The organism is Limnohabitans sp. Rim8, from assembly GCF_945869175.1.
Classification (GTDB): domain Bacteria; phylum Pseudomonadota; class Gammaproteobacteria; order Burkholderiales; family Burkholderiaceae_C; genus Limnohabitans_A.
On sequence record NZ_CAMBNZ010000022.1, the window covers coordinates 26,610 to 33,800 of the forward strand.

Sequence of the window (7,191 nt, forward strand, 5' to 3'; positions counted from 1 at the left end):
TTGAATTTCAATTCGGAGCGTATTGCTGCCCACCGTCGACGTGCAGGACCGTGCCGCTCAGATAGCCACACACAGGGGATGAACAATGAACAGCCAAGCGTGCAATTTCGTCAGGTTCGGCCAAACGGCCAAACGGCAATTTCTGTGTCATCTCCAGCCAGCGCGATGCATCGCCGAGTTTGCTGGCCGCTTGTTGCTTGAGAACACCTTCAATGCGGTCGCTGCGGGTCGGGGAGGGGTTGATGCCGAACACACGCACACCCTTGCGCACACTGCCCCCACCAATGCCTTGCGTGAACGAGATCAACGCACCGTTGGCCGCAGAGCCACAGATGTATTCGTAACGCGATGCAGCCCCGGCCATGCCGATGATGTTGCAAATCACGCCTTGTCCGCGTGATTCCATCGCCCCCAAATAAAGTCGGGTGAGATTGATGTAGCTGAACAGTTTGAGCTCCCAAGAAGCACGCCACGCGTCTTCGGCGATGTCATGGATGCTGCCCCCCGGAATGGCGCCTGCGTTATTGACCAGGATGTCCGCCGAAGGAAACAGGTTGAACAAAGCGCGGTCTGAGCCAGGTTGCGACAAATCGATTTCTGCGACGGCAGGGGCAGGCAAGCCCGCCTTGGCAAAAGCGTCCAGAGCGGCGTCCAGGTTGCTGCGCTGACGCGACACCAGCACCGGTTGGGCACCTTCACGGGCAAAGTTCAAGGCAATGGCCAGACCGATGCCTTTGGAGCCACCGGTGACGATGACTTGTTTTTGATCGAGTTCGAGGTTCATGGCAGAGGCCTGCAAATGGGGCAAGGCGATGCACTGGCCCGGGTTTCAAAATCTAGGCAAAGGCTTGGTTTGCAAACCAAGCACGCCCCATCAAGCGCCAGGTGCGGGCACCTGTGCGGTGTACCAGTCGGCAATTTGCCCTCCGTTCATGAAGCACACCTGGGGCGACTTCATCAACAAGTCCAGCATGCGTTCAAAGCTGGCAAAGCGGTGGGGCACACCGATCAGGTGCGGGTGCAGCCCAATGGCCAACACGCGGGGGTGTGTGGCTGCTTCACGTTCAAACAAGGCCAGGGTACGTGCCAGGCGTTCGTACATCTCGTCGCTAGTGTGTTTTTCGATGGCGTAAACGATCGAGTCGTTGATTTCCAGGTTGTAGGGCAGGGCCAGCAAAGGGCCGTTGCGCGTTTGCATCCAACTGGGCACATCGTCCACCACCCAATCAAACACATAATCCACGCCCTGCTTTTTCAGCAACTCGGGCGTGTCGTGCGTTTCACGCAAACCGGGACTGAGCCACCCTCTGGGGCGCTGGCCCGTGAAGCGCTCGATCATGTCCAAGCTCATGGCGATCAGCGATTCTTCGGACTCACCTTGGTTGTGGTTCAGGCTTTTTTGGTGCACCCCGTGGCCAATGAATTCCCAGCTTGCATCGTGCATGGCTTGCGTGGCTTGGGGGTAAGCATTGATGACGCCCGCATTGAAACTGGTGGAGGCGGGCAGCCTCCGGTCCTGAATGGCCCGCAGGATGCGCGGCAGTCCAGCCCGCATGCCGTAGTCGGCCCAGCTGAAGTTGGGCACATCGGGCACCGTCTCTTTGCCGTGCGGTGGCGTGATGATGGTGCGCGGCATGCTCGACTCGAACTGCCAGTGCTCCACGTTCACCACCAAGTGCACCATGATGGCCCCACCAGGCGCAGCCTTGAGGGATGGGCCATCGTTGGAGAAGCGGTAAGGAATGCGGGGGTTGGCCATGTCAGTGTCGAATGAGGTTGAGGATGTCGAGCTTGAGCGATGCAAAGGTTTCGCTGGCCGTGTCGGCCACGGTGCGAGGACGTGCCAGGGGCACGTTGATCTTGGTTTGAATGCGACCCGGGCGGGCCGACATCACGTAAACCGTGCTGGCCAAAAAAATCGCTTCGTCGATGTCGTGCGTGACAAAGATGATGGTGGGCTTGAGCTGTTGCCACACATTGAGCAGCAGCTCCTGCATGGTCAAACGGGTTTGGGCATCCAGTGCACCAAAGGGCTCGTCCATCAGTAACACGCGTGAGCCCAGCGTCAGGATGCGTGCGATGCCCACGCGCTGGCGCATGCCGCCCGACAGTTGCACCGGCAAATGGTTCTTGAAATCGCTCAGGCCCACGATCTTGATCATTTCGTGGGCACGGTCTTCGTACTCGCTGCGCGCCATGCCCTGCACCTTGGGGCCGAAAATCACGTTGTCCCAGACACTCAGCCAGGGAAACAATGCGGCTTCCTGGAAAACCACGCCGCGGTCAGGACCAGGTGCGCTGACAACACCCCCATTGACCAACAACTGTCCCGCTGTGGGCTGCTCAAACCCAGCAATGAGGTTCAGCAAGGTGGATTTGCCGCAGCCTGAAGGCCCCAGCAAGGCCACCAACTCCCCTGGAGCGACCTGCAATTGGATGTCTTCCAGGGCCTTGACGGGCGTGCTGCCCGGGTAGGTCTTGTAAAGGTTTTTAATGGAAATATCGGACATGGTGTTTCTTAATGGCTTTGCAGCATGCGCCAGACCAAAACCCTGCTTTCAATGAAAACGATCAGGCGATCACTCAAAAAACCCATGATGCCGATCGACACCATGTCGGCCAGCACGATGTCCATGCGCCCCACGTAATAGGCGTCCCACAGCACGTAGCCCAGACCGGACTTGACGGCCACCATCTCGGAGACGATCACGGCCGTCCACGAAATGCCCAGACCAATGCGCAAGCCGGTGAAGATGGAGGGCATGGCCGCGGGCAGTACCACGCGGTACAGCAATTGCCTGCGACTGGCACCCATCATCAGGGCCGCGCGCACCAGGTTGCGCTCGACATCGCGCGCGCCTTGCGTGGTGTTGACCACAATCGCGTAAAAGCCGCCCAAAAAGATCAGGAAGATGGCCCCCATGTCCCGAATGCCGAACAGGGCAATCGAAAACGGCAACCAGGCCGTGATTGGGATCGGGCGCAAGCTCTGGATGAGTGGGTCAAACAGTTGCTGAACCAAACGGCTCCAACCGATCAGCAAACCCAAAGGGACACCGACCAGAGCCGCCAGGAAAAAGCCCTGCGCCACCCGCATCGAGGAGTACTGGACGTTGGACACCCAAGAGCCCAGATAAGGGTTCAGGCCCATGCCGGGTGAGCCAAAAATCCAGCCGTGCCAGCCTTCCAAAACCAGCACGGGGGTGGGCAGGATGCCGGCCATGCCTGGCTTGCTGCCGGCGATCTGCCAGATGACCAGAACCACCGCTGGCACCAACAGGCCAAGCACTGTCCGACGAAGGGTATCGAGAGAAGCGTTTGCCATGAAGGTGCTGCCTGATTATTTCTTGAGTTCCACGACCATCGAGTCGTCGTAAAGGGCGGCTGCTTCCTTGGTCACGTCTTTTTGCACAATGCCTTGCTTGAAGGCAGCTTCAGCCAAGCGCGAAACTTGTTCTTTGGTCAGCACGCCACCGAGCTTGATGATCTTGGCCGACTCTTTGGTCACATTGAGTGGCAAGCCGGTGTACTTGGAGTAAGCATCGGCAAACACATCCTTGTTCTTGCTCAGGGTTTCTTCGGCCTTGAGATAAGCCCAGAGGAAGCGGCGAACCAGTTCTTTCTTTTGTGTCATGGCTTCGCCAGAGGCGGCCAGCATGCCCAGCTCGGCGCCCACAGCACGCGATTGGCTGTACTCCAGTTTTTGCGAGAAGTAGGCATCGCCTTCTGCCACAGCCTGTGACTCAAAGGGCTCCCACAACACCATGGCATCGATGTCGCCGCGCTTCATCGCCTGCACAAAAGCGGTGCCGCCACCTTGCACGTTCACGGGGGTGAACGAGTTGTAGGGGATGTTTCTCTCGATCAAGGTCATGGCCCACTGGAACCAGACGGCTGAGCCAGGGGCAATGGCAATCTTCTTGCCTGCAATGTCGCCCCAGTCATCGATCTTCACGCCTTTGCGCACCACCAGGTATTTGGGCGAGCTGCCCACACCCGTCAGGCCCACCAGGTTTTTGCTGCCTTGCCCGGCCACGATGGCCAAGTCACCCGCGCCCACGGCCGACACATCGACCGAGTTGGACAGCAAGGCGGTGCGGGCATCGGCGTAGCGCACAAATTCTGCGCGCTTGACTTCGATGTTCATTTTCTTGAGTTCTTCTTCGACCAAGAGCATGGGTGAGAGGTGGCCCACTTTGACGTAGCCGACAGTCAATGTGGCTTTGTCTTTGAGGGGGGCGGGCGCCGGGCCCAGTGCCAAGGCTATGCCGGTCGAGACCGACAGCGCAAAGCCGATGAGGGAAGTCAAAAGTTTCATCTGAATACTCCTGGGTTGGTGGTTATTGACCGGTGAACTGAGGGGAACGCTTTTGTGCGAAAGCCAGTCTGCCTCCCGCATAATGGTTGCTTTTGAAAGACGCGTCGATGGCGGTTTTCACTGATGTCATGTCTTTTTCGTCTTCTGCCAGGGCCACCAAGGTTTTCTTGGGAGCCTGGATGGTCAAGGGCGCATTGTCTGCAATCTCATAGGCCAAGGCGGTGCAGTGGGCAAACACATCCTCAACCACTGCAAGGACCATGCCCATGGCCTGTGCGCTGGCGGCGTCATAGACGCGGGTGGTAAAGAAAGCCTCTGCTGTGGCCTGCGGCCCCAGTTTGTTCAAAATGCTTTGCATGTTCTCGCAGTCATAACCCAGGCCCATACAGGCCGCAGGCATGCGAAAACGCGAATGCGGTGTGGCGTAACGCATGTCACAGCTCAAGGCCAGGCCCAGCCCGCCGCCATAGCAAATACCACTGATGGCCGCGATCACCGGCACGCGGCAGCGAAATACCGATTGCTGGGTGCGTCTGACCATGTCGTTGTAATGGGCCACCGAGGCCGCCGAGTTGCGCTGTGTTTCGAACTCGCTGATGTTGGCGCCTGACACAAAGCACTTCTCGCCCGCGCCGCGCAACACACATACACGCACGCACCTCTGGGCGGCAGTCAATCTCCTCAAAGGCCGCCAGCAAGGCCGTCCACATGGACAGGCTCATCGCGTTGTGCCGGGTCACGTCGTCGATCGTGACCTGTGCCACATGGCCTTGCAGGTTCAGATCGATGCAGCCCTCGCTCATACAACGCCCCGGGCGTGAAAGCCTTCAATGTCCGCAGCCGAAAACCCCAGATCTTGCAACACCTCGTCGGTGTGTTCGCCCCAGCCGGGTGCCGGGGCCACCACCTTGGAGGGCGTGCGGCTGAGCACCACGGGTTGGGTGATGAAATGCATGTCCTTGCCAAACTGAGTGGGCAATGTGGTGGTGACCTGCAGGTGCTTGACCTGCTCATCTTCGAACACCTGCGGCACCGTGTAGACCGGCCCTGCAGGCACGCCGGCCTGGTTGAGCAACGAGACCCATTGGTGCACGGTTTTCTTTGGAAACTCTTGGGCGATCAACCGGTTCAGGCGCTCCCTGTTCTGTACACGCAGCGGCTCCGTCACAAACTCTGGGTCTTGGTACCAATCGGGTTTTTGCAGCACTTCGCAAAAGCGTTTCCAGTTGCCTTCGCCCGAAGCACCCAAATTGAAACAGCCATCGCTGGCCTCGAACAAGCCCATGGGCGAGCTGGTGGGGTGGTTGTTGCCCACTTGCACCGGCACATCGTTGTCGTTCAGGTAGCGCGCCATCTGGAAATCCATCATGGCAATTTGCGAATGCAGCAAGGAGCTTTGCACCCACTGGCCCTGGCCTGACGTCTCGCGTTCGATCAAGGCCACCAAAATGCCAATGGCGCAGTACAGCCCTGCGCTCAGGTCGGCCACAGCCAAGCCGGCCCGAATGGGGCCGTGCTCAGGCTCGCCCGTCACGCTCATCAACCCACCCATGCCCTGAATGATTTGGTCAAAGCCAGGTCGCCAGGCATAAGGACCATCCTGCCCAAAGCCGGAAATACTGGCCAAAATGATGCGCGGGTTGAGGGCCTTGAGCGACTGGTAATCCAGCCCCAGCCGGTCTTTCACATCTGGACGCCAGTTTTCCACCACCACATCGGCCTGGACAATCATGCACTTGAGGATGTCCATCGCGCCCTCTTTTTTGAGGTTGAGCGTCATCGACCGTTTGTTGCGGTTGATGTTCTGAAAATCCCCCCCCTTGCGGTTGGCGGCAAACATCGCTTCATTCGGGTCCACCCCTTCAGGGGGCTCCACGCGCACCACATCGGCACCAAAATCGGTCAAGATCCGCACGCAATTGGGGCCAGCGCGAACGCGGGACAAGTCGATGACTTTGAAGCGTGAAAGTGCAGGAGAAGCTTGAATTTTGGGCATAAATCAGGTGTCATGGGACTTTAAAAACAAAATTAATCCCCATAAATATATTTATAGTCCATAACTGTATGCAAAGCAATATGACAAAATATCGGTGTTTGCCCTTAGAAGAACCCCATGAAAGTCAGCGATCAAATCCGTTTGCACTTGGAAGAAGCCATTTCCAAAGGTGATTTGCTGCCTGGGGACCCGATCGATGAAGTGGCTTTGTCCGAGCGTTTTGGTGTATCTAAAACACCGATTCGCGAGGCGCTCATCCAGTTGCAGGCCCAAGGCTGGGTCGGCAACATGCCCCGGGGCGGCAGCACCGTGGCCAAGATGAATTTGCAGCAACTGCTTAGCCTCTGGGAGCTTTTGGCCGAACTGGAGGCTGTGGCGGTGCGACTGGCCTGCGAGCGCATGCCTGAGGAAGACCTGCAAAAGTTGTTTGTATTGCACGAAGAAAGCCGTTTGGTGGCCGGGGCCGAGGACCTGCAGGGTTGGCAAAAGCTCAATTTGGCGTTTCATGAGCTCATTTATCAAGGCACACGCAACCCGTTTTTACGGCAAGAAGTCTTGCGCATCCGTTTTCGCACAGGCGTTTACCGCCGCCACGCCTTCGGTGCCTTGGGCCGTTTGCAGGCCTCGTTTGAGCAGCATGAACTGATTGTTCAGGCGCTGCACGCGCGCGATGCCGATGCGGCCGTTGTGTCGATGCGTGACCACATGCGCCCAGGGCGGGATGCCAAAAGTTTGAACGACTTCATCCTCAATTTGCCCACAGATTTGCTGGCATCGCAGTGAAGCGCCGCGCGTGGGGTGCCGCTTAAAATCTTGCCATGACCTTTCTCGACATGCTGCGCGCCGCCGAGCGCCAAAACGGCTCCATGCTTTGCGT

At 58.1% G+C, this 7,191-nt stretch carries 8 protein-coding genes; 1 reads left to right on the forward strand and 7 read right to left on the reverse strand.

Annotated features, from left to right (window positions below):
- Positions 1–7: 7 nt before the first annotated feature.
- The 7 genes from Q0O19_RS05420 to Q0O19_RS05450 form a co-directional block, all read right to left on the reverse strand.
- Positions 8–784, reverse strand: a complete 777-nt coding sequence (locus tag Q0O19_RS05420) for a short-chain dehydrogenase/reductase (protein WP_295520755.1) — start codon at positions 782–784, stop codon at positions 8–10.
- A 90-nt stretch (positions 785–874) separates the two neighbouring features.
- The gene (locus Q0O19_RS05425) at positions 875–1,759 is read right to left on the reverse strand and encodes a polysaccharide deacetylase family protein (protein ID WP_295520757.1); all 885 of its coding nucleotides are present in this window, start codon (positions 1,757–1,759) and stop codon (positions 875–877) included.
- Position 1,760: 1 nt separating this feature from the next.
- On the reverse strand, positions 1,761–2,510 hold the full coding sequence (locus Q0O19_RS05430) for an ABC transporter ATP-binding protein (protein ID WP_295520759.1): 750 nt from the start codon (positions 2,508–2,510) through the stop codon (positions 1,761–1,763).
- Positions 2,511–2,518: 8 nt separating this feature from the next.
- Positions 2,519–3,325, reverse strand: coding sequence for an ABC transporter permease (locus tag Q0O19_RS05435; protein ID WP_295520761.1), 807 nt, complete (start codon positions 3,323–3,325; stop codon positions 2,519–2,521).
- Positions 3,326–3,340: 15 nt separating this feature from the next.
- Positions 3,341–4,318, reverse strand: coding sequence for an ABC transporter substrate-binding protein (locus Q0O19_RS05440; protein ID WP_295520763.1), 978 nt, complete (start codon positions 4,316–4,318; stop codon positions 3,341–3,343).
- A gap of 22 nt (positions 4,319–4,340) precedes the next feature.
- Positions 4,341–4,973: an enoyl-CoA hydratase-related protein gene (locus Q0O19_RS05445; RefSeq protein WP_295520765.1), complete on the reverse strand. Its 633-nt coding sequence runs from the start codon at positions 4,971–4,973 to the stop codon at positions 4,341–4,343.
- Positions 4,974–5,117: 144 nt separating this feature from the next.
- Entirely contained in the window at positions 5,118–6,314 is a 1,197-nt protein-coding gene (locus Q0O19_RS05450) for a CaiB/BaiF CoA-transferase family protein (protein ID WP_295520766.1), read from the reverse strand.
- 117 nt (positions 6,315–6,431) lie between these two features.
- Here Q0O19_RS05450 and Q0O19_RS05455 point away from each other — a divergent pair, with 117 nt between their 5' ends.
- Positions 6,432–7,097 (forward strand): GntR family transcriptional regulator, encoded by a 666-nt coding sequence (locus tag Q0O19_RS05455; RefSeq protein WP_295520767.1) that lies wholly within the window; start codon positions 6,432–6,434, stop codon positions 7,095–7,097.
- The last annotated feature ends 94 nt before the right edge of the window (positions 7,098–7,191 follow it).

Coding starts and splice junctions, on each gene's coding strand:
- Q0O19_RS05420 (WP_295520755.1), bottom strand. CDS start 784: ATGAACCTCGAACTCGATCAAAAACAAGTCATCGTCACCGGTGGCTCC.
- Q0O19_RS05425 (WP_295520757.1), bottom strand. CDS start 1,759: ATGGCCAACCCCCGCATTCCTTACCGCTTCTCCAACGATGGCCCATCC.
- Q0O19_RS05430 (WP_295520759.1), bottom strand. CDS start 2,510: ATGTCCGATATTTCCATTAAAAACCTTTACAAGACCTACCCGGGCAGC.
- Q0O19_RS05435 (WP_295520761.1), bottom strand. CDS start 3,325: ATGGCAAACGCTTCTCTCGATACCCTTCGTCGGACAGTGCTTGGCCTG.
- Q0O19_RS05440 (WP_295520763.1), bottom strand. CDS start 4,318: ATGAAACTTTTGACTTCCCTCATCGGCTTTGCGCTGTCGGTCTCGACC.
- Q0O19_RS05450 (WP_295520766.1), bottom strand. CDS start 6,314: ATGCCCAAAATTCAAGCTTCTCCTGCACTTTCACGCTTCAAAGTCATC.
- Q0O19_RS05455 (WP_295520767.1), top strand. CDS start 6,432: ATGAAAGTCAGCGATCAAATCCGTTTGCACTTGGAAGAAGCCATTTCC.